This is a genomic window from Nocardia sp. NPDC056000 (genome assembly GCF_042269265.1).
Classification (GTDB): Bacteria; Actinomycetota; Actinomycetes; order Mycobacteriales; family Mycobacteriaceae; genus Nocardia.
In genome coordinates this window covers 184,975-208,077 of sequence record NZ_JBHJXS010000008.1, presented here as the reverse complement: position 1 = coordinate 208,077, position 23,103 = coordinate 184,975, and the positions used below count along the sequence as shown (strand labels likewise).

Annotated in this window: 22 protein-coding genes; 14 read left to right on the top strand and 8 right to left on the bottom strand. The window is 66.4% G+C overall.

What is annotated here, in order from left to right:
• Positions 1–52: 52 nt before the first annotated feature.
• Together htpX and ACFC4D_RS24320 are read right to left on the bottom strand one after the other, a co-directional pair.
• Positions 53–955, bottom strand: a complete 903-nt coding sequence (gene htpX / locus ACFC4D_RS24325) for a zinc metalloprotease HtpX (RefSeq protein WP_375964391.1) — start codon at positions 953–955, stop codon at positions 53–55.
• 78 nt (positions 956–1,033) lie between these two features.
• Complete coding sequence (locus tag ACFC4D_RS24320) at positions 1,034–2,056, bottom strand: polyprenyl synthetase family protein (protein ID WP_375964389.1); 1,023 nt, start codon at positions 2,054–2,056, stop codon at positions 1,034–1,036.
• Between the two features lie 197 nt (positions 2,057–2,253).
• Between ACFC4D_RS24320 and ACFC4D_RS24315 the strand changes: the two genes are divergently transcribed.
• Positions 2,254–3,528, top strand: coding sequence for a geranylgeranyl reductase family protein (locus ACFC4D_RS24315; protein WP_376066772.1), 1,275 nt, complete (start codon positions 2,254–2,256; stop codon positions 3,526–3,528).
• Positions 3,525–3,944, top strand: a complete 420-nt coding sequence (locus tag ACFC4D_RS24310) for a helix-turn-helix transcriptional regulator (RefSeq protein ID WP_375964384.1) — start codon at positions 3,525–3,527, stop codon at positions 3,942–3,944. The genes ACFC4D_RS24315 and ACFC4D_RS24310 overlap by 4 nt, the downstream gene beginning before the upstream one ends.
• Before the next feature lie 9 nt (positions 3,945–3,953).
• Here ACFC4D_RS24310 and ACFC4D_RS24305 read toward each other — a convergent pair whose 3' ends face one another.
• Complete coding sequence (locus tag ACFC4D_RS24305) at positions 3,954–5,597, bottom strand: purine-cytosine permease family protein (protein WP_375964382.1); 1,644 nt, start codon at positions 5,595–5,597, stop codon at positions 3,954–3,956.
• Positions 5,598–5,757: 160 nt separating this feature from the next.
• Here ACFC4D_RS24305 and ACFC4D_RS24300 point away from each other — a divergent pair, with 160 nt between their 5' ends.
• On the top strand, positions 5,758–6,195 hold the full coding sequence (locus ACFC4D_RS24300; RefSeq protein ID WP_375964380.1) for a VOC family protein: 438 nt from the start codon (positions 5,758–5,760) through the stop codon (positions 6,193–6,195).
• A 142-nt stretch (positions 6,196–6,337) separates the two neighbouring features.
• Here the strand turns inward: ACFC4D_RS24300 and ACFC4D_RS24295 are convergent, their stop codons facing one another.
• Complete coding sequence (locus ACFC4D_RS24295; protein WP_364642837.1) at positions 6,338–6,841, bottom strand: DUF2505 domain-containing protein; 504 nt, start codon at positions 6,839–6,841, stop codon at positions 6,338–6,340.
• Positions 6,842–6,967: 126 nt separating this feature from the next.
• Here ACFC4D_RS24295 and ACFC4D_RS24290 point away from each other — a divergent pair, with 126 nt between their 5' ends.
• The 4 genes from ACFC4D_RS24290 to ACFC4D_RS24275 all read left to right on the top strand — a co-directional run bounded on the left by ACFC4D_RS24290 (position 6,968) and on the right by ACFC4D_RS24275 (position 13,574).
• Complete coding sequence (locus tag ACFC4D_RS24290; RefSeq protein ID WP_364643001.1) at positions 6,968–7,399, top strand: DUF3592 domain-containing protein; 432 nt, start codon at positions 6,968–6,970, stop codon at positions 7,397–7,399.
• A gap of 9 nt (positions 7,400–7,408) precedes the next feature.
• Positions 7,409–8,122 (top strand): demethylmenaquinone methyltransferase, encoded by a 714-nt coding sequence (locus ACFC4D_RS24285; protein WP_376066769.1) that lies wholly within the window; start codon positions 7,409–7,411, stop codon positions 8,120–8,122.
• A gap of 116 nt (positions 8,123–8,238) precedes the next feature.
• A complete protein-coding gene (locus ACFC4D_RS24280; RefSeq protein WP_376066768.1) occupies positions 8,239–12,432 on the top strand; it encodes a molybdopterin-dependent oxidoreductase in 4,194 nt (1,397 codons plus the stop codon).
• Between the two features lie 95 nt (positions 12,433–12,527).
• Positions 12,528–13,574 carry an alpha/beta hydrolase gene (locus tag ACFC4D_RS24275; RefSeq protein ID WP_376066767.1) on the top strand — a complete coding sequence of 349 codons (1,047 nt, stop codon included), beginning with the start codon at positions 12,528–12,530 and terminating at the stop codon, positions 13,572–13,574.
• Positions 13,575–13,589: 15 nt separating this feature from the next.
• Here ACFC4D_RS24275 and ACFC4D_RS24270 read toward each other — a convergent pair whose 3' ends face one another.
• Positions 13,590–14,624: an aldo/keto reductase gene (locus ACFC4D_RS24270; RefSeq protein WP_376066765.1), complete on the bottom strand. Its 1,035-nt coding sequence runs from the start codon at positions 14,622–14,624 to the stop codon at positions 13,590–13,592.
• 83 nt (positions 14,625–14,707) lie between these two features.
• Here ACFC4D_RS24270 and ACFC4D_RS24265 point away from each other — a divergent pair, with 83 nt between their 5' ends.
• Both ACFC4D_RS24265 and ACFC4D_RS24260 read left to right on the top strand, forming a co-directional pair.
• The gene (locus ACFC4D_RS24265; protein ID WP_376066763.1) at positions 14,708–15,346 is read left to right on the top strand and encodes a TetR/AcrR family transcriptional regulator; all 639 of its coding nucleotides are present in this window, start codon (positions 14,708–14,710) and stop codon (positions 15,344–15,346) included.
• Positions 15,347–15,401: 55 nt separating this feature from the next.
• Complete coding sequence (locus tag ACFC4D_RS24260) at positions 15,402–15,635, top strand: hypothetical protein (protein ID WP_375964366.1); 234 nt, start codon at positions 15,402–15,404, stop codon at positions 15,633–15,635.
• A 47-nt stretch (positions 15,636–15,682) separates the two neighbouring features.
• Here the strand turns inward: ACFC4D_RS24260 and ACFC4D_RS24255 are convergent, their stop codons facing one another.
• Positions 15,683–16,183, bottom strand: a complete 501-nt coding sequence (locus tag ACFC4D_RS24255; RefSeq protein WP_376066760.1) for a hypothetical protein — start codon at positions 16,181–16,183, stop codon at positions 15,683–15,685.
• Positions 16,184–16,521: 338 nt separating this feature from the next.
• Here ACFC4D_RS24255 and rox point away from each other — a divergent pair, with 338 nt between their 5' ends.
• Complete coding sequence (gene rox / locus ACFC4D_RS24250; RefSeq protein WP_376066759.1) at positions 16,522–17,949, top strand: rifampin monooxygenase; 1,428 nt, start codon at positions 16,522–16,524, stop codon at positions 17,947–17,949.
• 95 nt (positions 17,950–18,044) lie between these two features.
• Positions 18,045–18,242, top strand: a complete 198-nt coding sequence (locus ACFC4D_RS24245) for a hypothetical protein (protein ID WP_376066757.1) — start codon at positions 18,045–18,047, stop codon at positions 18,240–18,242.
• Positions 18,243–18,347: 105 nt separating this feature from the next.
• Here ACFC4D_RS24245 and menD read toward each other — a convergent pair whose 3' ends face one another.
• Positions 18,348–19,982: a 2-succinyl-5-enolpyruvyl-6-hydroxy-3-cyclohexene-1-carboxylic-acid synthase gene (gene menD, locus ACFC4D_RS24240; RefSeq protein WP_376066755.1), complete on the bottom strand. Its 1,635-nt coding sequence runs from the start codon at positions 19,980–19,982 to the stop codon at positions 18,348–18,350.
• 88 nt (positions 19,983–20,070) lie between these two features.
• Between menD and ACFC4D_RS24235 the strand changes: the two genes are divergently transcribed.
• Entirely contained in the window at positions 20,071–20,898 is an 828-nt protein-coding gene (locus tag ACFC4D_RS24235; RefSeq protein WP_376066753.1) for a siderophore-interacting protein, read from the top strand.
• A gap of 91 nt (positions 20,899–20,989) precedes the next feature.
• Here ACFC4D_RS24235 and ACFC4D_RS24230 read toward each other — a convergent pair whose 3' ends face one another.
• Positions 20,990–21,433: a DUF6918 family protein gene (locus ACFC4D_RS24230; RefSeq protein WP_364642867.1), complete on the bottom strand. Its 444-nt coding sequence runs from the start codon at positions 21,431–21,433 to the stop codon at positions 20,990–20,992.
• A gap of 354 nt (positions 21,434–21,787) precedes the next feature.
• Here ACFC4D_RS24230 and ACFC4D_RS24225 point away from each other — a divergent pair, with 354 nt between their 5' ends.
• On the top strand, positions 21,788–22,681 hold the full coding sequence (locus ACFC4D_RS24225) for a 1,4-dihydroxy-2-naphthoyl-CoA synthase (protein WP_364642869.1): 894 nt from the start codon (positions 21,788–21,790) through the stop codon (positions 22,679–22,681).
• A gap of 13 nt (positions 22,682–22,694) precedes the next feature.
• Entirely contained in the window at positions 22,695–23,081 is a 387-nt protein-coding gene (locus ACFC4D_RS24220; protein WP_364642871.1) for a VOC family protein, read from the top strand.
• The last annotated feature ends 22 nt before the right edge of the window (positions 23,082–23,103 follow it).

Sequence of the window (23,103 nt, the reverse complement as noted above, 5' to 3'; positions counted from 1 at the left end):
ACAGCGAAAGAGGGTTCGGGACAGGATGTCCCGAACCCTCTTTTTTCATGCCTCAGTACTCGCGGGGGCCCGCCGCCGGGCCGCTGGTGCCGCCCGCCATGGCTTCCAAACGCGCGATGCGGTCGGCCATGGGCGGGTGGGTGGAGAACCAGCGCGCCATTTTGTCGCCCGCGCGGAAGGGGTTGGCGATCATCAGGTGCGACTGTGCGGTCAGCTGCGGCTCCGGCGGGAGCGGGGCGGCCTGCACCCCGCGTTCGAGCTTGCGGAGGGCTGAGGCGAGCGCCAAGGGGTCACCGGTGAGGGCCGCACCGTCCTCATCGGCCTGATATTCGCGGGACCGCGAGACGGCCAGCTTGATGAGCGAGGCCGCGATCGGGCCGAGCAGCGAAACCAGAAGAATGCCAATGACATTCGGGCCTTCGCCATCGCGATTGCCACCGAAGGCGCTGGCGAAGAAAGCCAGGTTCGCGAGGCCGGAGATGACCGAGGCCAACGCGCCCGCGACCGAGGAGATCAGGATGTCGCGGTTGTAGACGTGCGAGAGTTCATGACCCAGCACCGCGCGTAATTCGCGCTCGTCCAGGATTTGCAGAATGCCCGTGGTGCAGCAGACCGCGGCATTGCGCGGATTGCGCCCGGTGGCGAAGGCATTGGGCGCGTTGGTGGGACTGATGTACAGCCGCGGCATGGGTTGCCTTGCGGCGGTGGCCAATTCGCGCACGATGCGATACATGACCGGCGCCTCGAGTTCGGTCACCGGTTGTGCGTGCATGGCTTTCAACGCGAGTTTGTCGCTGTTGAAATACGCGTAGGCGTTCATGCCCACGGCGATCAGGATCGACAGGATCAGAATCGTCGGACTGCGAAACAGGGCCCCGGCGAACACGATCAGCGCCGACATGCCCACCAGCAGCCCGAAGGTCTTCAAGCCGTTGGCATACCCGTGCGAGTGCATCCGATCTCCTTTGCCGCGCCCCCTCCATCGTTGCGTTACTCCTGCTCAACGATGGAAGGCGGCTCCGAAGTTCCCCTGTCAGCCGACTCGTTCGATCGTGTAACGGACCAGCCGCTCGAGGGCCTCGTTGGCCGGGCCGCCGGGCAGCGCGGACAGTTCGGCGTGCGCGATATCGGCGTAGCCGTGCAGCTTCTCCTTGGCCAGCACCATGCCGCGGGAGCGGGAGAGCAGGTCCAGGGCCTCTTCGACCTCGGCGTCGGTCTCCAGCGGGCGGGCCAGCAGTTTGCGCAGGCGATCGCCCTCGGAACCCTCATCGCGCAGCGCGTAGAGCACGGGCAGGGTGTGCACGCCCTCGCGCAGATCGGTGCCGGGGGTTTTGCCGGACTGTTCGGACACCGAGGAGATATCGATGATGTCGTCGGAGATCTGGAAGGCGGTGCCGACCGCGTCGCCGAGCCGGGCCAGGCGCTCCACATGGTCCAGGTCCGCGCCGGAGAAGGTGCCGCCGAAGCGACCCGAGGCCGCGATGAGCGAACCGGTCTTCTCCCACACCACGCGCAGGTAGTGCTCGACCGGATCCTGGGATTGCCGGGCGCCGATGGTTTCCCGCATCTGGCCGGTGACCAGTTCGGCGAAGGTTTCGGCGATGATGCGCACCGCGTCCGGGCCGAGGGTGGAGACCAGGCGCGAGGCGTGCGCGAACAGGTAGTCGCCGGCCAGGATGGCGACGCTGTTGCCCCAGCGGGAGTTCACGCTGGGTGCGCCGCGCCGGATCGGGGCCTCGTCCATGACGTCGTCGTGGTAGAGGGTCGCCAGGTGCACGAGTTCGACCACCGTCCCCGCGGTGATCAGGTCCGGGCTGTCCGGATTCGGGCCGAGCTGTCCGGTGAGAATGGTGAACAGCGGCCGGAAGCGCTTCCCTCCGGCCTTGGCCAGATGCAGCGCCGCCTCCTGCAGGAAATCCTCGCCGTCGGACAGTTCGGTGATCAGCAGATCCTCTACCTGGACCAGGCCCTTACGCACTGTTACCGCGAGCTCGGGATCGCCGAGATCCACCCCCGCCACCACCGTGCTCTCATCGCTCACAGCCGATGCGCTCATTTCATCTCCCAGTGCCGCGTCCGACCCCACGCCAAAGAACCTAGCGTGTATGCACCCAGCCCCCTATGCACACCACCGTAGTGCGAGCAACAGAACACTGCAGTATGGCGTCGGTCGCCGTCGCGGGTGTCGATATGCACGTGCACAAGGCGCAGCCGCATCGACACCGATCACGATGGGCTGCAAGTATTGACGCCATGGGTTCAGCGGAAATCGCGCCGGAGCAGGGGCACACCTCGGATGTGCTGCCCGCGCATGCCGATGTGCTGGTGGTTGGGGCGGGCCCGGCGGGGTCGGCGGCGGCGGCGTGGGCGGCGCAGGCGGGGCGTGATGTGCTGCTGCTGGATTCGGCGGTGTTTCCGCGGGACAAGACGTGCGGGGATGGGTTGACGCCGCGTGCGACGGCCGAGTTGGAGCATCTCGGGCTCGGGGAGTGGGTGCGCGGGCATACGGTCAATCACGGGCTGCGAATGGCCGGGTTCGGGCGTGAGGCGTTGCTGCCGTGGCCCGCCGGATCGTTCCCGGTGTACGGAAGCGCCGTTCCGCGAACCGAACTCGATGACAAATTGCGCGATACCGCGGTGAAGTTCGGCGCGCGCATGGTCGAGGGCGCGAAGGTCGTGGAGGTGGCGCGGGACGGGGATCGGGTCACCGGGGTCACCGTGAAGACCGAGGGCGGGCTGCGGGCGGTGTCCTGCAAGGTGCTCATCGTGGCGGACGGGGTGCGGTCGCCGGTCGGAAAACTGCTGGGGCGCACCTGGCATCGCGAATACGCGTACGGGACGGCGGCGCGGGCGTATATCAGGTCCGAGCGGCACGATGATCCGTGGATTTCCTCGCATCTCGAATTGCGGGACGCGAACAATGAATTGGTGCCTGGCTACGGGTGGGTGTTCCCACTCGGCAACGGCGAGGTCAATATCGGCGTCGGTTCGCTGGCGACGGAAAAGCGGCCCTCGCATATCGCGCTGAAACCGCTTTTGCAGCACTATGTCTCGCTGCGCCGCGAGGAGTGGGGCTTCGAAGGTGAAGCGCGCGCGGTGGCTTCGGCGCTGCTGCCCATGGGCGGTGCGGTATCCAATGTGGCGGGCCGCAATTGGGTGCTGGTCGGCGATGCCGCAGGCTGTGTGAATCCGCTCAACGGCGAGGGCATCGATTACGGACTCGAAGGCGGCCATATGCTTTCGGGCCTGCTGGACGAGCCGGATCTGACCCGTATCTGGCCGGATATGCTGCGCGAGCGCTACGGCCGCACCTATTCGGTGGCGCGGCGGCTGGCGGCGCTGGCCACGCATCCGCGCGCGGTGCCGTTCGGCGGTCCGCCGGTGATGCGCTCACAGCTGTTGCAGCGCACCGCGGTCCGGGTGATGGGCAATCTGGTCACCGATGAGGATCTGGATCTCACCGCGCGATTGTGGCGCGGTGCGGGCCGGGCCTCGATGCGATTCGACAAGCTCCAGCCCTTCGCATGACTCCCCGGCCGGTTCCCGAGGATCTGCTCCCGCATCTGCGGCGGGCACGGGATCTGGCCGACCGGAATTACGCGGAGCCTTTGGATCTGGCGAGTCTGGCGGCGGCCGCGGGGGTGTCGAAGTATCACTTCCTGCGCTGTTTCGCCGCCACCTACGGGAAGACGCCCGCCCTGTATCTGGCCGAGCGCCGGATCGAGCGGGCGCAGGATCTGTTGCGCGCCACCAATATCACGGTGACCGAGGCGTGCATGATGGTCGGCTACAGCAGTCTGGGTTCGTTCAGCAGCAAGTTCACCGAACTGGTGGGGATGTCGCCCTCGGAGTATCAGGCCAAGTTCGCCGCCGAGGGCGCTCCTCATATTCCCGGCTGCTACGTCTTCATGCACGGGCTCTCGGATCGCAAACCGCTGCTGTAGCAGCGGTTCTCACTGCGGCGGCAGCACGTGGATGCCGGTCTTGTCGGTCGAGAGCGCCAGTGAGCTGATGTACTGGATCTCGCCCTCCGGTCCGGGCACCGGGGAGGCGATCATGTCCGGTCGTTCGAAGTCGATACCGGTGATGTGGCAGGTGAGGGTCTCCCCCGACGGATTGCCGTGCTCATCGAACATGGGCGCGTCGATGCCGTCGTCGGTGCGGCGCAGGTAGTACTTGCCTTTGGTGAGGATCGCCGTCAGCGGCGTCGCCACGAAGGACACGATGACCGCGATGATCGGCGAGTACGGCTTGAGCGTCTCACCGAAGATCCCGAAGAACGTCATGATCGACAGCACCGCGGACAGTCCGAAGCCGACCAGGCCGACCGGGTTGTAGTCGTAGAGCATGCCGCGCCGGAATTCCGGCTGCTTGGGCGAGATCTTCAACAGGTACTTGTTGACCGCGATATCGGTTGCGACGGTGACGATCCAGGCGATGCCGCAGTTGGCGTAGAAGCCGAGGATATTGTTCAGGAAGTCGAACATATTGGCTTCCATCAGGATCAGCGCGATGAGCAGATTGAGCCCGAGGAAGACCAGTCGGCCGGGGTAGTTCTTGGTGATGCGGGTGAAGGAGTTGGTCCAGGCCAGCGAACCCGAATAGGCGTTGGTGACATTGATTTTGATCTGGCTGATGACGACCAGCACCACCGCGAGGGTCATGGCGAGCCAGGCGGGCATCATGTCCCGGTAGATCTCCAGGAACTGGTGCACGGGCTGATTCGCGATGTCCTGTGCGCCGGGCAGATTCGCGATCAGGTAGACCGCGAGGAACAGGCCCACGACCTGCTTGATGGCGCCGAACAGCACCCAGCCGGGTCCGGCGAGCAGCATCCAGCCCCACCAACTGCGCTTGTTCTCAGGGGTTTTGGGCGGCATGAAGCGCAGGTAGTCGATCTGCTCGGCGATCTGCGCGATGAGCGAGAGGCAGACACCGGCGGCGAGCAGCGCTCCGGTCAGGCTCACGCCCTGTCCGTCCTTGCCCCCGTATGCGAGGAAGGTGCCGACCGAATCCGGGTGCCGCACCAGCAGGAATACGAACGGCAGCACCATCAGCAGCAGCCACAGCGGGGTGGTCCACACCTGGAGTTTGGTGAGTGTCTTCATGCCGTAGATGACCAGCGGGAAGATCAGCAGCGTCGAGGCGAGATAGCCGAGCGGAAGTGGCACGTGCAGGCCGAGTTTCAGGCCCTGCGCCATGATCGAGCCCTCGAGCGCGAAGAAGATGAAGGTGAACGACGCGAACACCACATTGGTGACGATCGACCCCTTGTATCCGAATCCGCTGCCGCGGGTGATCAGATCCAGGTCGATGTTGTAGCGCGCGGCGTAGTAGGCGAGCGGGAAACCGGTCAGCATGATGACGATCGCGAAGATGCCGATGCCGAGCAGCGCGTTGCCGGTGCCGTTGGCGATGCCGATATTCGCGCCGATGGAGAAGTCGGCGAGGTACGCGATGCCGCCGAGCGCCGAGACGCCCACCACCGCCGGACTCCAGGTGCGGTAACTGCGCGGGGCGAACCGGAGGGTGTAGTCCTCCAGCGTCTCCTTGGTCGCCGCGACGGAATTCGCCGCGCGGGTTTGTACTTCGACCACCGATAACTCCTCGATCAGGCTCGTGGGTGAGCGGTTTCCGTGATCGAGACTCGTCGGCTCATGTAGAGCTGGCTTTGCCGACTCATTTCCCGCGGGTTACGTCACACTCACCGCAATTTCGGAGAAGCGTGCCGGGCGGGCGAGTCCATAGCCTTATCGCATGACGACCATTACGAACGTTTCCCTCACCACCGTCTACGTGACCGATCAGTCCGAGGCCAAGGCCTGGTATCTCGATAAGCTCGGATTCGTCGAGGTCAGCGATGTGACCATGGGCGAGAACGGCTTCCGCTGGGTGACCGTGGCGCATCCGGATCATCTGGAGCTGGAGGTGACCCTGATGGTGCCCGGACCGCCGCTGGACGAGCAGCTGGCCGAGGCGATCCGTCGGTCGCTGGCCAATGGCACGCACGGTGCGCTGGGGTTGCGTACCGACGACTGCCACAAGACTTTCGAGGAGCTCACCGCCAAGGGCGTGGAATTCGTGCAGCCCCCGGCCGAGCGGCCGTACGGGGTGGAGGCGATCATTCGCGACAATTCCGGGAACTGGCTGGTGCTTGTGGAGAATCGCGAATTCGATCCGACCCGGGCGCAGTAGCGATTCCACGCGAGCGCGGTAGCGATTCCACGCGGGCCGTCATGGAATCCCGTGGCTGCGGGTGGGCGCAGCCACGGGGTACCCCTCGAACATGAGAAGCCGCCGGTATCAACGGTTCTCGGTTGGAACAGTTACGAGCCGATCAGGCGTTCTGCGCGGCGAACCAGGCCTCGACGGACTTGCGCTCGCTGTTCATCACCTTCTCCAGCAGGTTTTCCACCAGCGGCTCGATGGCGCCGCCGACCAGCGGGACCTTGACGGTCACGACGCCGGCGGCCTCGAGCTCGGAACCCTCGGCGGTGGGCCGCAATTCGAAGGTGCCCTCCATTTCGGTGGTGATGCCGCCGGAGGCGCCCGCGAAGGTGCCCTTGGCGATATCGCCCTCCAGTGCGCCCCAGGTGTCGGTGCGCTCGAGCACGAGGTCGCTCTTGAGAACCTTCTTGACCAGGCCGGGAATCTTGTCTTCGGGTGCTTTTTCGGTCATATGAATGCGAATGGTGCCCGGGCCGTCCGGATGGGACAGGTCCAGTGTTGCCGTGGTGGCGTCCGCGAAGCGGGCGTTCCACATCTCGTCGTTGGTCAGTGCCCGGTGAAGCTCTTCTACCGGAACGCTGTACTGCACGGTGAAGCTGAATTTACGGGACATGGCGGCTACGGTAGTCCAGTCATGGAATAGCCTGGTGAAGTGTCGGAAACCAGCCAGTCTGTCACCGCTCCGGAGGCGAGCGGCGTACAGGCGCAGCCATCGGCGAGTCGCTTCCGGCGCACCCGGATGGTGATCGCCGTCGCGGCCTGCGCGATCAGCGTGCTCTCGGTGCTGCTGGTGCTCGCGGCCTGGCGCGATGACCATCTGATCAGCTCGGATATGGGCACCACCAGCGGTGAGGTGCTGTCGGCGGGGCGGCTGCGTTCCGCAGTCACCTTCGTGACGCCCGACGGCGAGACCCACAATCCGAAGGTCGGCGTGCTGTACCCGACCAAGCTGACCGCGGGTGAGCGCATCAATGTCGAGTACCGGCGCGGCGATCCGGACCTGGTGCGTGTCGCGGGCCGCGACGCCCGTGTCGCGATCATCCCGGCGGCCTCGGTGATCGTGGTGACATGGCTGGTGGCGCTGCCCGCGCTGTGGCTGCTCGGATCGCCTCCGGCGCGCTGGTTCGGCGCGGCGCGCAGGCGTTGGTCGCGTACGCGCGACGCGAGCTAATGTGCGGGTGTGGCGAAAACAGAGCGGCGGGAATTGGTTACGGCTTCGTTGGACAAGCAGCCGCATGAGGTCGCTTCCATGTTCGACGGTGTTGCCAAGCGCTATGACCTCACCAATACGCTGATTTCCGGTGGTCAGGACCGTTATTGGCGGTGGGCGACCCGGAAAGCCTTGGCGCTGCGGCCCGGTGAGCGAGTGCTGGATCTGGCGGCCGGAACCGGGGTCTCGACCCTGGAGCTCGCCAAATCCGGGGCGTGGTGCGTGGCAGCCGATTTCTCGCAGGGCATGCTGTCCGCGGGGCGCTTCCGCAAGGTGCCGATGGTCGCGGGCGATGCCATGGCGCTGCCGTTCGCGGATGAGTCCTTCGACGCGGTGACCATCTCGTACGGCCTGCGCAATGTGTCCGATCCGGATCTCGCGCTGCGCGAGATGCTGCGGGTGACCAAGCCGGGCGGGCGGCTGGTGGTGGCGGAGTTCTCCACACCGACCTTCGCGCTGTTCCGGACGGTCTACATGGAGTACCTGATGAAGGCGCTGCCCGCGGTCGCCAAGCGGGTGTCCAGCAATCCGGAGGCCTACATCTACCTGGCCGACTCCATTCGGGCCTGGCCGACCCAGTCGCAGCTGGCGCTGCGCATCGCGGACGCGGGCTGGTCGCAGGTCAAGTGGCGCAATCTCTCCGGTGGCGCGGTGGCCCTGCATCGCGGCTACAAGCTCGGCTGAGCCGCCCGGCCCTGTGGCCGTTTTCACACTGTTTTCGCACCTCACGGCGGCGGTGAACGGTTGTGAGGGGAAAAGTCACCTGGAGATAACCTTCGGTAAATCCGGCGCAATCGGGGATGACGAAGATCGGAACCATGCCGGATTCCAGCGCACCCTCGACGAGCGTCCGGACCGCGTGCTCGTACTGCGGGGTCGGCTGCGGTATGACCGTGCACACCACGCTCGATGCCGCGGGCGCACCCGTGATCGCCAAGGTGAGCGGCGACAGGCTGCATCCGGTGAACGCGGGCCGACTGTGCACCAAGGGCGCCACGCACGCGGAGATGATGCGCGCGGACGGGCGGATGGAATCGGCCTACCGGCGTCCCGAACGCGGACAGCCGCCGGTGCCGGTCCCGGTGGACGAGGCCGTGCTGGAGGCGGGGCGGCGACTGCGCGAGATCCTCGACGCGCACGGCCCGGATGCGGTGTCGCTCTACGTTTCCGGGCAGATGTCCATCGAAGCCCAGTATCTGGCGACGAAATTGGCCAAGGGCCATATCCGGACCGTGCATATGGAGGCCAATTCCCGGCTCTGCATGGCGAGCGCGGCCACCGGCTACAAGCAGTCCCTGGGCGCGGACGGGCCGCCCGGATCGTATGACGATCTCGATCACGCGGATCTGTTCTTCGCCATCGGCGCGAATATGGCCGACTGCCATCCGATTCTGTTCCTGCGCATGGCCGATCGGCTCAAGGCGGGCGCGAAACTCATCGTGGTCGATCCGCGCCGCACCGATACCGCCGCGCGCGCGGATCTGTTCCTGCAGATCAAGCCGGGCACCGATCTGGCGCTGCTGAACGGGCTGCTGCATCTGCTGGTCGAAAACGGTGACGTGGACGCCGAATTCATCGCCGAACACACCGAGGGCTGGGAGTCGATGCCGGAATTCCTGGCCGACTACTCCCCCGATCTGGTCGCGCAACTGACCGGGGTCCCCGAGGCCGATATCCGCACCGCCGCCGAATGGATCGGCGCGGCGGGCGAATGGATGTCGCTGTGGACCATGGGCGTGAATCAGTCCACGCACGGCACCTGGACCAGCAATGCCATCATCAACCTGCACCTGGCCACCGGAGCCATCTGCCGCACCGGCTCCGGACCGTTCTCGCTGACCGGGCAGCCCAATGCCATGGGCGGGCGCGAAATGGGTTATATGGGACCGGGATTGCCCGGTCAGCGCAATCTGCTGTCCGCCGCGGACCGGACCTTCGTGGAGACCGCGTGGGGACTCGAACCCGGAACCATTCGCGATGCGGCCGGACCGGGCACCGTCGAGATGTTCCGCGGTCTCGCCGACGGCGCTATCAAGGCGTGCTGGATCGTGTGCAGCAATCCCGTTGCCTCCATGGCCAATCGGCGCAATGTGATCGCCGGACTGGAAGCCGCGGAGCTGGTGATCGCCCAGGACGTGTACACCGATACCGCCACCAACGCCTACGCCGATCTGCTGCTGCCCGCCACGCTGTGGGCGGAATCCGATGCGGTGATGGTGAATTCGGAACGCAACCTCACCCTGCTGCGGCAGTCGGTGCCGCCGGTCGGTGACGCGCGACCGGATTGGCGGTTGATCGCACAGGTCGCCACGGCCATGGGATTTCCGGGATTCGACTATGCCGACAGCTCCGAAATCTTCGAGGAGATAAGGCAATTCACGAATCCGACCACCGGATACGATCTGCGCGGTATCACGTATGACGCCCTGCGCGACGGACCGATGCAGTGGCCGTGCCCGGATCCGGCACAGCGGCGCAATCCGATTCGCTATGTGAACGACGGTGTCAGTCAGGAGCTGTACACCGATGCCGAGGGGCATCGGCCCCGGCTGGCGTTCGCCACCCCGAGTCGCCGCGCGGTCTTCTATCCGCGTCCGCATCTGCTGCCCGCCGAGATGCCGGACGAGGATCACCCGTTCGTGCTCAATACCGGTCGCCTGCAACATCAGTGGCACACCATGACCAAGACCGGCAAGGTCGCCAAACTGGTGAAGCTGAATGGTGAACCGTTCCTGGAGGTGCATCCGCAGGACGCCGCCGCACTGGAGGTCCGCGAGGGCGATCAGCTCGAAATCGCCTCCCGCCGTGGGCGAGCCGTACTGCCGGTGCGAATCAGTGATCGGGTGCTGCCGGGCAACTGCTTCGCGCCGTTCCACTGGAATGACGAGCAGGGTGAATACCTGACCATCAATGCCGTCACCAATGACGCCGTCGATCCGGCCTCGCTACAACCCGAATTCAAGGCGTGCGCGGTGCGGCTGCGCAAGGTCGCCGTGGTCTCCGCGCCGGCGCGGCCCGAACCCGTGACCGCATCCGCGACGGCCATCGCACCCGATGCCGGTGTGCATCCGCTGTCGGCGATGCTCGGCCTGGAGCGCGCCACCGCACCGACGCTGAGCGAGACCGAGCGGATCTATCTCGGCGGCTATCTCGCCGCGCTGCAATCGATTCCGGTGAGCGGTGTACCGGTGCTGCCCGAGACCGCGCCGATCTCGGCGGGCAGCCGGATGTGGATCGACGGGCTCCTCGCGGGCATGTATTCCCGTGGCCCGCAAACCATCTCGACGCCCTCGGGCAATGACGGCAGCGCCGCGGACGGCGCGGCCGGTGGGATCACCGCCGACACCCGGACCGTGACGGTGCTCTGGGCCTCGCAGACCGGCACCTCGGAAGAACTCGCGGCCGGTGTCGCGACCACACTGGCCGACGCCGATTTCACGCCTCGACTGCTGGATATGGATGCCGCGCAACTCGGCGATCTGACCGGTGACGTGCTGGTGATCAGCAGCACCTTCGGCGACGGCGGACCGCCGGACAACGGTTCGGACTTCTGGGATCGATTGAGCGACAGCGAAACTCGGCTGAACGGTATGCGCTACGCCGTCTTCGCCCTCGGCGACTCCTCCTATGACGATTTCTGCGGTCACGGCCGCAAACTCGACGAATTGTTCGCCAAGCGCGGCGCGACCCGCCTGCTCCCCCGGGTGGACAGCGAGCCCGATCACGAAGAGCTCTCCGAGCGCTGGGTCGCCGAGGTGATCGCCGCGCTGGTGGACGCCCCGGCCGACCCGGGACCGGCGCCGACGCCCGCTCCGGCACCGGCGAGCCCGCGCCGGAGCGGCGGCTCCACGGTGACGGCCACCGCCACCGCGCAGTTCACCCGCACCGCACCGGTTGCGGCGCGGCTGGCGCGCAATGAGCTGCTCTCCCGGGGATCCGTGAAAGAGGTGCGGCAGTTCGGCTTCGATCTGCGCGGACTCGACGCGAGCTATGAGGTCGGGGATTCACTGGGGATTCGGCCGTCCAATTCCGATGCGCTGGTGGCGGAATGGCTGCACGCCACCGGTTTGGACGGTCGCCGCACCATCGAGGCCGATGATCGGGAGATCCCGCTCGCCGAGGCGCTGCGGGATCGATTCGATATCACCAAGGTGAGCACGGATCTGCTGTCGTTCATCGGGGAGCGCAATTCCAGTGTGCGACTGGCGAAGTTGCTGCGCCGGGACAATCGCAATGAACTGGACGGGTATCTGTGGGATCGGCAGCCGGTGGATGTGCTGCGCGATTTCCCGGTGCGGGCCGATCTGGTGGAGTGGCTGGGCGTGCTGAAAAGGCTGCAGCCGCGCCAGTATTCGATTTCGTCGAGTCCGCTGGTGAGCCCGCACGAGGTGCAGTTGACCGTCGGCGTGGTGCGCTACGGCGCTCCGGTGACCGCGGATTCGGCGCGCCGCGGTGGGGTCTGCTCGACCTTCCTGGCCGATCGCGCGGATGCCGAGGTGCCGATCTTCCTGCAGCGCGCACCGCATTTCCGGCCGCCGCTGGATCCGAACGCGCCGATGATCATGGTCGGCCCGGGCACCGGTATCGCGCCGTTCCGCGGTTTCCTGCACGAGCGCCGGGCGCTGGGCTGCAAGGGCCGCAATTGGCTGTTCTTCGGCGATCAGCACGCGCACGAGCACTTCTACTACCGCACCGAACTGGAGGATATGTTCCGCTCGGGTTTCCTGACCCGGCTGGATCTGGCGTTCTCACGGGATCAGCGGGAGCGAATCTATGTGCAGCACCGCATGATCGAGCACGGTGCGGAATTGTGGTCGTGGCTGTGCGACGGCGGGCACTTCTACGTCTGCGGTGATGCCGCGCGCATGGCCAAGGATGTCGATGACGCGCTGCTGAAAATCGCTCGCATTCACGGGAAATTGAGCGAGGACGGCGCGCTGGCGTTCAAGAAGCAGCTCGTCGCCGAGAAACGGTACGTGCGCGACGTGTATTGATCGCGCCCGGATTTCTCGGGGCAGCGCGGCGGTGGATTCCCCCGGGTCCCGCCCCTACGATGTGAAACGTTGCGTTTTTCATGGAGGGGCAGGTCTTGAACCCACGAATCACCGGGCGTATCGCAATGGCGGCCCTGGCGGCGACCGTATCGATCGGACTGGGCGGATATCCCGCCACCGCCGACACCCCGGCCGCATCGGCGGTGAACAGCACGGCGAAATCGGCCGACGGTTCATATATCAAGAACGTCGAGATCAAGGACGCCCGCAATATTCGGCTCACGGTGTTCTCCGCCGCCATGAACCAGACCTTCCCGGTGGACGTGCTGCGCCCCGAGGACACCTCCGCACCGCGCCCCACCCTGTACCTGCTCAATGGCGCGGGCGGCGGCGTCGACGACGCCACCTGGCAATTGCGCACGGACGCACTGGAATTCCTGTCCGATAAGAACATCAATGTGGTGCAGATCGTCGGCGGCGCCTTCGCCTGGTACACCGACTGGGTCAAGACCGATCCCTCGCTCGGGGTCAACCGGTGGAGCACCTATCTCGCCGAGGAACTGCCGCCGCTCATCGATGCCGCGCTGAATACCAACCGGGTCAACGCGATTGCCGGAATCTCCATGGCCGGACTGCCCATTCTGAACATGGCCATCGCACATCCCGGCATGTTCCGCAGCGCCGCGTCCTACAGCGGCCTGTATCAGACCACCACGCCCATCGCGCGCGAAGCCGTGAAGGCCGTCACCGAGTTGTACGGCGGCGGCGATGTCACGAATATGTGGGGGCCGGAGAACGATCCGCTGTGGGCGGCCAACGATCCCACGCTGAATGCCGAAAAACTGCGCGGCACCAAACTTTTCATCTCCTCCGGCACCGGAATTCCGGGAATCTGGGATGTGCCGGGCGGTAAGTTCCGGATGGAGAAGCCGTCGGAGACGCCGCAGACGGTGGCGCTCGGCGGCTTCATCGAGGCGAATGTCGAACTCTCCACCCTCACGCTGCAGCAGAAGCTGGATTCACTCGGCATTCCCGCCACCTTCAATTACCGCCCCACCGGGACACATTCGTGGGGCTACTGGCAGGACGATCTGAAGACGTCCTGGCCGGTGCTGGCGGCGGGGCTGTACTCCGCGCCGTGATTCCGGCGGCGGGTTTCAGACGGCGGGCGGGTTGAGCCGCGCGAAATCCGGCAGCCGGTAGTACGGGTAGTAGGGATACGGCGGGGTCACCGCGCTCGCCTTGTCCAGGCGAGCGATCTGCTCGGCGTCCAGGCTCCAGCCGACCGCGCCGAGGTTCTGCCGCAGCTGCTCCTCATTGCGCGCGCCGACGATGACGGTCGCCACGGTGGGGCGCGACAGCAGCCAGTTCAGCGCGAGCTGCGGCACGGTGCGGCCGGTCTCGGCGGCGAGTTCGTCGAGCACGTCGACGATGTCGTAGAGCTTCTCGTCATCCACCGGCGGTCCGGCCGCAGCGGTCTGATGCAATCGACTGCCCGCCGGAAGTGGTTGCCCGCGACGGATTTTGCCGGTGAGACGGCCCCAGCCGAGCGGGCTCCACACCACCGCGCCGACACCCTGATCGACACCGAGCGGCATCAGCTCCCACTCGTAATCGCGTCCGGCGAGCGAGTAGTAGACCTGATGCGCGACATAGCGCGGGAAGCCGTTCTTGTCGGCGGCCGCAAGGGATTTCATCAGCTGCCAACCCGCGAAATTGGATGCGCCGACATAGCGGATCTTGCCCGCGCGCACCAGATCATCCAGTGCCGCAAGGGTTTCCTCGACCGGGGTACCCGCATCGAAGGCGTGCAGCTGGAACAGATCGATGTACTCGGTGCCGAGCCGCCGCAGCGATCCCTCCACCGCGCCGATCAGCCTGGCCCGGCCGGTGCCCGCGTCATTCGGTCCGGGACCGGTCGGCAGACCCGCCTTGGCGGAGATCAGCACCCGGTCGCGACGACCCGAGATGGCCTGGCCGAGCACTTCTTCCGACGCGCCGTCGGAGTAGACGTCGGCGGTGTCGAACATGGTGACGCCCGCCTCCAGATTGATATCCACCAGCCTGCGGGCCTGCGCCACATCGGTATCGCCCCACGCGCTGAACAGTTCACCGCGCCCACCGAAGGTGCCCGCGCCGAAGCTCAACGCCGGAACCAGCAGACCTGACGCACCGAGCCGACGGTATTCCATGACCAACCCCTAACGGCACTACAGTTTCATTAACAAAACAGACAGTACACTCGCCTGGACGCAAATGGAACTGGAGCCCCGTTATGACCTCGGACACCACCGCACCCGGTTCGATCCGCCCCGGCGGGCGCACCGCCCGCGTTCGCGAAGCGGTCCTGCACGCCGCCGGCGATCTGCTCGCCGAACGCGGCTACGCGCACCTGGATCTGGGCGAGGTCGCCGCCCGCGCCGAGGTCGGCAAGACCACCGTCTACCGCCGCTGGCGCACCCCCGCCGGACTGGTCGCCGATCTGCTCGTGGATATGGCGGAAACCTCACTGCCGCATAGCAATACGGGTTCGCTGCGCGGCGATCTGCTGGCCAATGCCCGCCTGGTGACCAAGACACTCACCGATCCCCGCCAGGGCCGCCTCTTCCGCGCCCTCATCGCCGCCGGAACCACCGACGACACGGCCGCGGCCGCCCTGCACGCCTTCTACGACACCCGCCTCACCGAATGGTCCCCCTGCGTCGAATACGCCGTCACCCGAGGCGAAATCCCATCCGGCACCGACCCGCGCGCGGTCCTGTCCGCCGTCTCCGCCCCCCTCTACTACCGCCTGCTCACCAGCGCCACACCCCCGGACGAAGCCGCCGCCACCGCCGCCGTCGCAGCGGCCGTAATCGCCGCGGAGGCAGGAGTTTTCACCACCGAAGGCACCGATTCGCAACCCGTTCGTTAGCCGATTTCGAGCCGCTTTCCTCGCGAAAAGCCCTGGTAGCGAGGAGAATTGATAGATGAAGGGTGATCGCGTGGAGATCGTCGTCGATATGGGCGACGGAACCAGAAATTACGAAATAACAGCCAGCCGAGCGGGCCGCCGCGTGGAAGTGCGCATCGCGCGCGGCGTCGTCGAAGTCAGCGAGGTGACCCGCACCGGCACCTCGGTCCGAACCGCCAGGTTCATGGCGGGCCGGGTACTCGCACTCGTGGAGCACCCGGCCGACAATGCGCTACTTCCCGATGAATGAGCGCGGCCGCCCGATGAACGAGCGCACCGCTCGATGCGCGATCGGCCTCAGGGCGCGATCATGAGCGGGCGGTGCGGGTGCAACTCCACCAGGGCCACCACATCACCGTAGGGCACCGAGCCGTTGGCGAAACGGTGTGCCATGCGGGCCAGTTTGGTGCGCGCGCCGTATTTGATGCGCATACCGTCCTGGATGCGGTGAGACAGGCCCGGGTCGCCGACTATGCGGGCGGTGCCGTAGTGCTGGCGGGAGCCGATGGCGGGGCGGCCGCGCCAATCACCGGATTGGATGACCACCCGGGGGTCGCGGGCCAATTGCATGGCCTCCTCGCCGTAGGAGGAGAGCAGGAAGGCGAAGCGGCCGAATTCGGCGGGTACCACCAGGTGCGGGGTGGTGGCGATGACGCCCGGCTCGACGGCCCGGGTCACCACGACGCTCTTGGCGTCCCACCAGAGCGAGCCTTCGTACCAGGGACTGGGACTCGGGGGCGGAGTCTCGGTATGCGGGCGGGGTACGACGGTCGATGCCGGATGCGTTGCCTTTACCACGTGAGCTCCAAACCTATTGTCCTGCAGTGCCTTTCAAACCCAATCCCGCTGGATTTCGGAAACAGCGCAGCCACTCCCCTGACCTGCGTTGTCCGGCGAGCGCCGCGATTGTCCCGGTTTCGAGGTTAGCCGCGTCCCCGGGCGCGTGCCATAAGACCTGGTCACACGTCCGGCGCGGCGGCTATGAGCGGAGGTCATGAGAAAAGGCAAGGAGGTTACGCCACTCTCTTGCCCCCTTCAACATATAGCGCACCCCGGGGCTTGCGGCAAGACCCCATCGATGCCGCACAATCGTCGGCCGAAGCCAGTACCAGCGCAAATGATCGAGGGGACAGCACATGATCGACGTGATCGTGGCCGGGGGCGGACCGACCGGATTGATGGTGGCGAATGAACTGCGACTGCACGGGGTGCGCGCGGTCGTACTGGAGCGAGAGCCCGAGCCCACTGCGATCGTGCGCGCGATGGGAATCCACGCGCGCACCATCGAGATCATGGACCAGCGCGGGCTGCTGGATCGATTCCTGGCGCTCGGCAAGCGGTATCCGCTCGGCGGCTTCTTCGCGGGCATTCCCGCACCGCAGCCGGGCCTGCTCGACACTTCGCACGACTATGTGCTGAGCATCATGCAACCCGTCACCGAACGCCTGCTCGCCGAACGCGCCGCCGAACTCGGCGTCGAAATCCGGCGCGGCAGTGAGCTGATCGGATTCGATCAGGATACCGAGGGCGTCGATGTCGACCTCGCCGACGGCACCCGGCTGCGCTCGCGCTATCTCATCGGCTGCGACGGCGGCCGCAGTACGGTGCGAAAACTGCTGGGCATCGGTTTTCCCGGCGAGCCCAGCCGGGTCGACACCCTGGTCGGCGAGGTCGAACTGACCGAACCGCCGGAAACACTGAATGCGATTGTGGCCGAGGTGCGCAAGACCCAGCGGCTGTTCGGCGCGATGCCGCTGGCCGACGGCGCGTACCGGCTGGTGGCCCCCGCCGCCGGAGTGGCCGAGGATCGCACCGTCTCGCCCACGCTGGATGAATTCCGGCGGCAGCTGCGCGCCACCGCGGGCACCGATTTCGGCGTGCACTCCCCGCGCTGGCTCTCCCGCTTCGGTGACGGCACCCGCCTCGCCGACGACTACCGCTCCGGCCGGGTGCTGCTGGCGGGCGATGCCGCGCACGTCCATCCGCCGATGGGCGGGCAGGGTCTCAATCTCGGGGTGCAGGACGCGTTCAACCTCGGCTGGAAACTGGCCGCGGTCGTGAACGGCTGGGCCCCCGCGAATCTGCTGGACACCTACGCCGCCGAACGTAGGCCCGTCGCCGCCGATGTGCTCGAAAACACCCGCGCCCAAATGCAATTGATGTCCCTGGATCCGAATGCCCGTGCGCTGCGCCATCTCCTGACGAAGCTGATGACCATCGACGAGGTGAATCGCCGCCTGCTCGAAGGCATCATCGCCGTCGATATCCGCTACGACTTCGGCGTCGAAGACGATCTGATCGGCCGCCGCCTGCGCGATATCCCGCTGAAACGCGGCCGCCTCTACGACCTCATGCACACCGGCCGTGGCCTGCTGCTCGATCAAACCGGTCGCCTCACCGTCGACGGCTGGGCCGACCGCGTCGACCATATCGTCGATATCAGTGAGGAACTGGACGCCCCGGCCGTTCTGCTGCGCCCGGACGGACATGTGGCGTGGATCGGTGAAGATCAGCGAGATCTACACGCCCACCTGCCGAAATGGTTCGGCGCGCCCGTCGATTGAGCCGTGTCCGGGTTGCCGTGTCGCCGGATGCGGGGCAGGCTCGAAGCTGCCCGACTTCACCTGGCTTTGCCGATATGGCGGAGAGGAGCATTGTGATGACCGATCGAATCGATGCCGTGCCCGAGGCCGATTATCTGGAGCAGCAGGCGGAGGTGATCGAGCCGGACGCCGAGGTCACACCGCTCCCGGAGGGTGAGCTCGGCTGGACCGCCGATGAGGCGGATCTGGTGGAACAGTCCATCCCGGTCCCGCTGGACGACGATTACGAGGGGGCGGGCGCTACCGACGCCTGATCGACGTCATCCCGGCGACCCGTCATTCCGGCGGGGCCGCGCCGTCGATCGATGAATCGCGCTGTGGCGGTGCGGACCCGCACCGCCACAACGGTTTTCAGCGTCTCAGGCGGAGATGCCCGCGCGTACGGTGGCGTGCAGTTCACGCAGGCTGGAGCGTTCGGTGGCGACTTCGAGCACCCGGATGCCGTGTGCGTGACCGGTCAGCGCCTCGGCCAATTCGGCCGGGTCGACCTGGCGGTGCGGGACGCGGTAGGCGGCGCAGAGCGCGGCCAGGTCCATACCGTGCGGGGTGCCGAAGACCCGTTCGAAGACGCCCGCGTACTGCGGATCGCCCTGTTCCAGGAGTTCGAAGATGCCGCCGCCGTCGTCATTGGCGACCACGATGGTGAGGTCCTCGGGTCGCGGTTCGCCGGGTCCGACCAGCAGGCCGGAGGCGTCGTGCAGGAAGGTGAGATCGCCCATCAGCGCCACCGTGCGGCCGGGATGGGTCAGGGCCGCGCCGACGGCGGCCGAGACGGTGCCGTCGATGCCCGCGACACCACGGTTGGACAGCACGCGAATCCCGGTGCGCGGGTGCGAGACCAGTGCCGCGTCGCGCACCGGATTGGACGCGCCGAGCAGCAGCTGATCACCCTCGTGCAGTGCGTCCAGCACGACGGCCGCGACATGCAACCCGGTCGGCTTCGGATGTCCGGCGAGTTCCGCGCGCACCACCGCGACGGCCTTCTCATTGAGATCGCGGCACTGTTCCAGCCATTCCGGACGCGGTGCGCCGGTGGTGACCGCCCGGGTGCCGGTGCCGACCACATTGCCCGACACATCGGGCCAGCGCGGGCCGGTAGTGAGCGCGAATACCGTCACCTCGGGATCGGCGAGCACCTTGGACACCTGTCGATGCAGCGTCGGCCGCCCGGTGATGATGGCCTGCTTCGGCTTCAGCAGTCCCAGCGCCAGCGGATGCAGCGCGGGTCCGTGCATGGGCGCGGTCGGTTCGGCGACCGTCGGCAGCGCCGCGAGTTCGGGCCGATGCCCCGCGCCGTGACCGGAGATGACCACGGTGTCCAGGCTCAGATCGATATCGAGCGGGACGTCCAGGGTGGCGTACTGCGTTGCGGTCCACGGCTTATCGCCGTCCCGGCCGAGCGGCAGCGGATCACCGGCGGCCATATCGGGCACCAGCGGTTCGCGCAGCGGGATATCGAAGTGCACGGGTCCGGCATTGCCGGAGCGGGTGCCGCGCGCGGCGGCGAGCACCCGGCACACCGCGGAGCGCCACACGCTGTTCTGCGTGGGGTAGAGCGGTTCACCGGCTTCGGCCTCGGCGAGTCCGAGGCTGATGGCGGCACGCACCTGGCTGCCGAACAGCCCGAATTGTTCGACGGTCTGATTCGCGCCGGTGCCGAGCATCTCGTAGGGCCGGTTGGCGCTGAGCACGATCAGCGGCAGTCGCGCGTAGTTCGCTTCGAGTACCGCGGGGCCGAGATTGGCGACGGCGGTGCCGGAGGTCATCACAACCGGAACCGGGCGGCCGCTGGCCGAGGCGAGGCCGATGGCCAGGAATCCGGCGCTGCGCTCGTCGATGCGCATGTGCAGCCGGATCCGCCCGGCGGCGTCGGCGGCCTGTAATGCGAAGGCCAGTGGGGCATTTCGCGATCCCGGGCACAGGACCACGTCTCGGACTCCGCCGCGCGCGAGCTCGTCCACGATGACGTGCGCCTGTGCTGTCGAAGGATTCACCCTCCCAGCCTCTCAGACAGTCGAATTCCGCGCTGCGTCAGCCCGCTCACACCTGTCATCTATACTTAGGGTTTGCTAACCTAAGCTCATGTCGAAGCGACCCAAATACGTCAAGCCCGAGCACCGGGAGATCCTCACCGCACAGGTGCTCGCGAGCAAACGGATCAGCCCGAACTTCGTGCGCGTCACCCTGGGCGGCGACGGGCTGGCCGGCTTCACCGCGATGGGATTCGACCAGTGGTTCCGGCTCTTCCTGCCGGGCCGCGACGGCAGCCTGAAACTCCCCACCTCCGCCAGCACGCTCGGCTGGTATGCGCAGTACCTCATGATGGGCAAGGAACATCGGCCGCTGGTGCGCAATTACACCGTGCGCGATTACCGCGCCGCGGGCTTCGGCGAATTCGGCAGCACCGCCGAGATCGATATCGACTTCTTCTCGCACGGCGATGACAGCCCGGCCTCGAACTGGGCGGGCGGCGCGACGCCCGGCGACAAAGTCGGATTGCTGGATGAGGGCATTACCTATCAGGCCCCGGAAAATACCAATTGGTCTCTTTTGGTGGGCGATGAAAGCGCGGTCCCCGGCATCGCGGGCATTCTGCGCTCCGCGCCCCGCGATCTGAAAGGCGCTGCCTACCTGGAGATCCCGAATCCGGACGATGCCCAGGAATTCGACGCGCCCGAGGGCGTCGAGGTGCACTGGGTGATTCGCACGGATTCGAATGCCGAAGTCGGCTCGGTGGTCGCGGAAGCGGTGCGCGGGCAGGAGATTCCCGCCACGGGCGTCTACGCCTTCGTCGCGGGCGAACAGAAACTGGCCTCCGGCCTGCGCCGCTATTGGGCGCAGGAACGCGGAATCCCCAAGGCGGACATCACCTTCACCGGCTACTGGCGGGTCGGCAAAGCCGCGGGGTGAGCCTGTCCGAGCTCGGCTCGGACAGCACTACCGATAACCGGGTTCGCGGCCCGAACACGGGCCGCGAACCGGTCGTTTGATCAACGGTTGATCAGGCGTGACGCTGGACCAGCGCGCCGACGCGCGGAAGCGCCTCGGCCACATGCTTCTTCGCCGAGGACCGCATGGAGTTGTAGACCTTGGTCAGCGCGGGACGCGAGGAGGCGGCCGCACGCTCATCGGTGACCGAGAGCAGCGCCTCGGAAACCTCGTCCTGCTTGGAAACCAGCAGGTCGGCGAACGAGCCGGCGCCGGAAGCCTGGTACTCGGACCAGAACGGCTCCAGGGACGCGACGAACTTCGGGATGAAGGACTCCAGCGCATCGCCGACGATGGTCGGGCTGACCTTCTTCACCGCGGCGTAGCCGCCCTTGACGGCCAGACCCGACGCGCCGCCCTTGTCCGACACCTCAGCATCCAGAACCTCTTTGGCGTCGGCCAGGAAGGCCGGACGCTTGGCGTCATCGAGCAGGGATTCAGACAGTGCTGCAACCACTTTCAGGTTCCTCCGGATAGTTTTTCGATGAACGAGCGCACAGAACTATACGCACCGATGTTCCCGCACACATGATGCAGACGCGCCTCGACTGCCAGGGCAGCTACTGCACTGTAAAGCCTCCGCAATCCCTTGGCAGCGTTTCACATTCGCACCATTCACTCGAACAAGCGACCACCTCCGGTGCCCCCGCAGGTTTTTCACCGCCTTTCGTGGGTACCCCATCGCGTCGCACCGCATGTTCGCGATCGCGTAGCCAGCGAGTTTCGGGCGTACCCCGGAGTAACCGCCGATCGACCCGAAATAAGTTGTCACCTTGCGTTACGTCCATAGGGCCCCGCTATGTTCTTGAGGGTGACCTTCAATGAAGCGCTGTGGAAACCCGTCCCTGGATTCGAAGACCTCACCGACATCACGTACCACCGGCATGTGGAGCAGGGCACGGTCCGGATCGCGTTCGATCGGCCCGAGGTGCGCAATGCCTTCCGCCCGCACACCGTCGACGAGCTGTACCGCACGCTCGATCACGCGCGCATGACCTCCGATGTGGGCGCGGTGCTGCTGACCGGTAACGGCCCGAGCCCCAAGGACGGCGGCTGGGCCTTCTGCTCCGGCGGCGATCAGCGGATTCGCGGGCGCAGCGGCTACCAGTACGCCGAGGGTGAGACCGCGGACACCGTCGACCCGGCGCGCGCGGGCCGCCTGCACATCCTCGAGGTGCAGCGGCTCATCCGCTTCATGCCGAAGGTGGTCATCGCCCTGGTGAACGGCTGGGCCGCGGGCGGCGGGCACAGCCTGCACGTCACCTGTGATCTCACCCTCGCCAGCCGCGAGCACGCCCGGTTCAAGCAGACCGACGCCGATGTGGGCTCGTTCGACGGCGGCTACGGCAGCGCGTACCTGGCGAAGATGGTGGGGCAGAAGCGGGCTCGCGAGATCTTCTTCCTGGGGCGGCCGTACACCGCCGAGGAGATGCATTTCATGGGCGCGGTCAACGAGGTCGTGGATCACGATCGGCTCGAGGATGTGGCGCTGGAATGGACCGGGGAGATCCTCGGCAAGTCACCGCAGGCGATCCGCATGCTCAAGTACGCGTTCAACCTCAGCGATGACGGTCTGGTCGGGCAGCAGCTGTTCGCCGGTGAGGCCACCCGCCTGGCGTACATGACCGATGAGGCCGTCGAGGGCCGCGATTCGTTCCTGCAGAAGCGTGACCCGGACTGGTCCCCGTACCCGTACTACTTCTGACACTGTAGAAGCCATGGAGATCCTGAGCAGTCGCTTGATCCTGCGGCCCGCGGACTATCAGCGGACGCTGGAGTTCTACCGGGACACGCTCGGATTGGCGATTGCCCGGGAGTATCCGGGCGGCACCGTGTTCTTCGCGGGACAGGGCCTGCTCGAAGTCGCGGGGCACGGGCGCGGCGAGGGGCCGGCGGGATTCGCGGGGGCGATCTGGTTGCAGGTGCGCGATTGTTCGGACGCCGCCGCCGAACTCGCGCTCGCGGGAGTCGCCATCGACCGCAAGCCGACTCGCGAACCGTGGGGCCTGATCGAAATGTGGGTGCGCGATCCGGATGACGTGCCGATAGTGCTGGTGGAGATCCCCGCCGACCATCCGATTCGCCGGGATGTTCGAAAGCCTTAGCACGCGAGTAACTGTGAGGCGT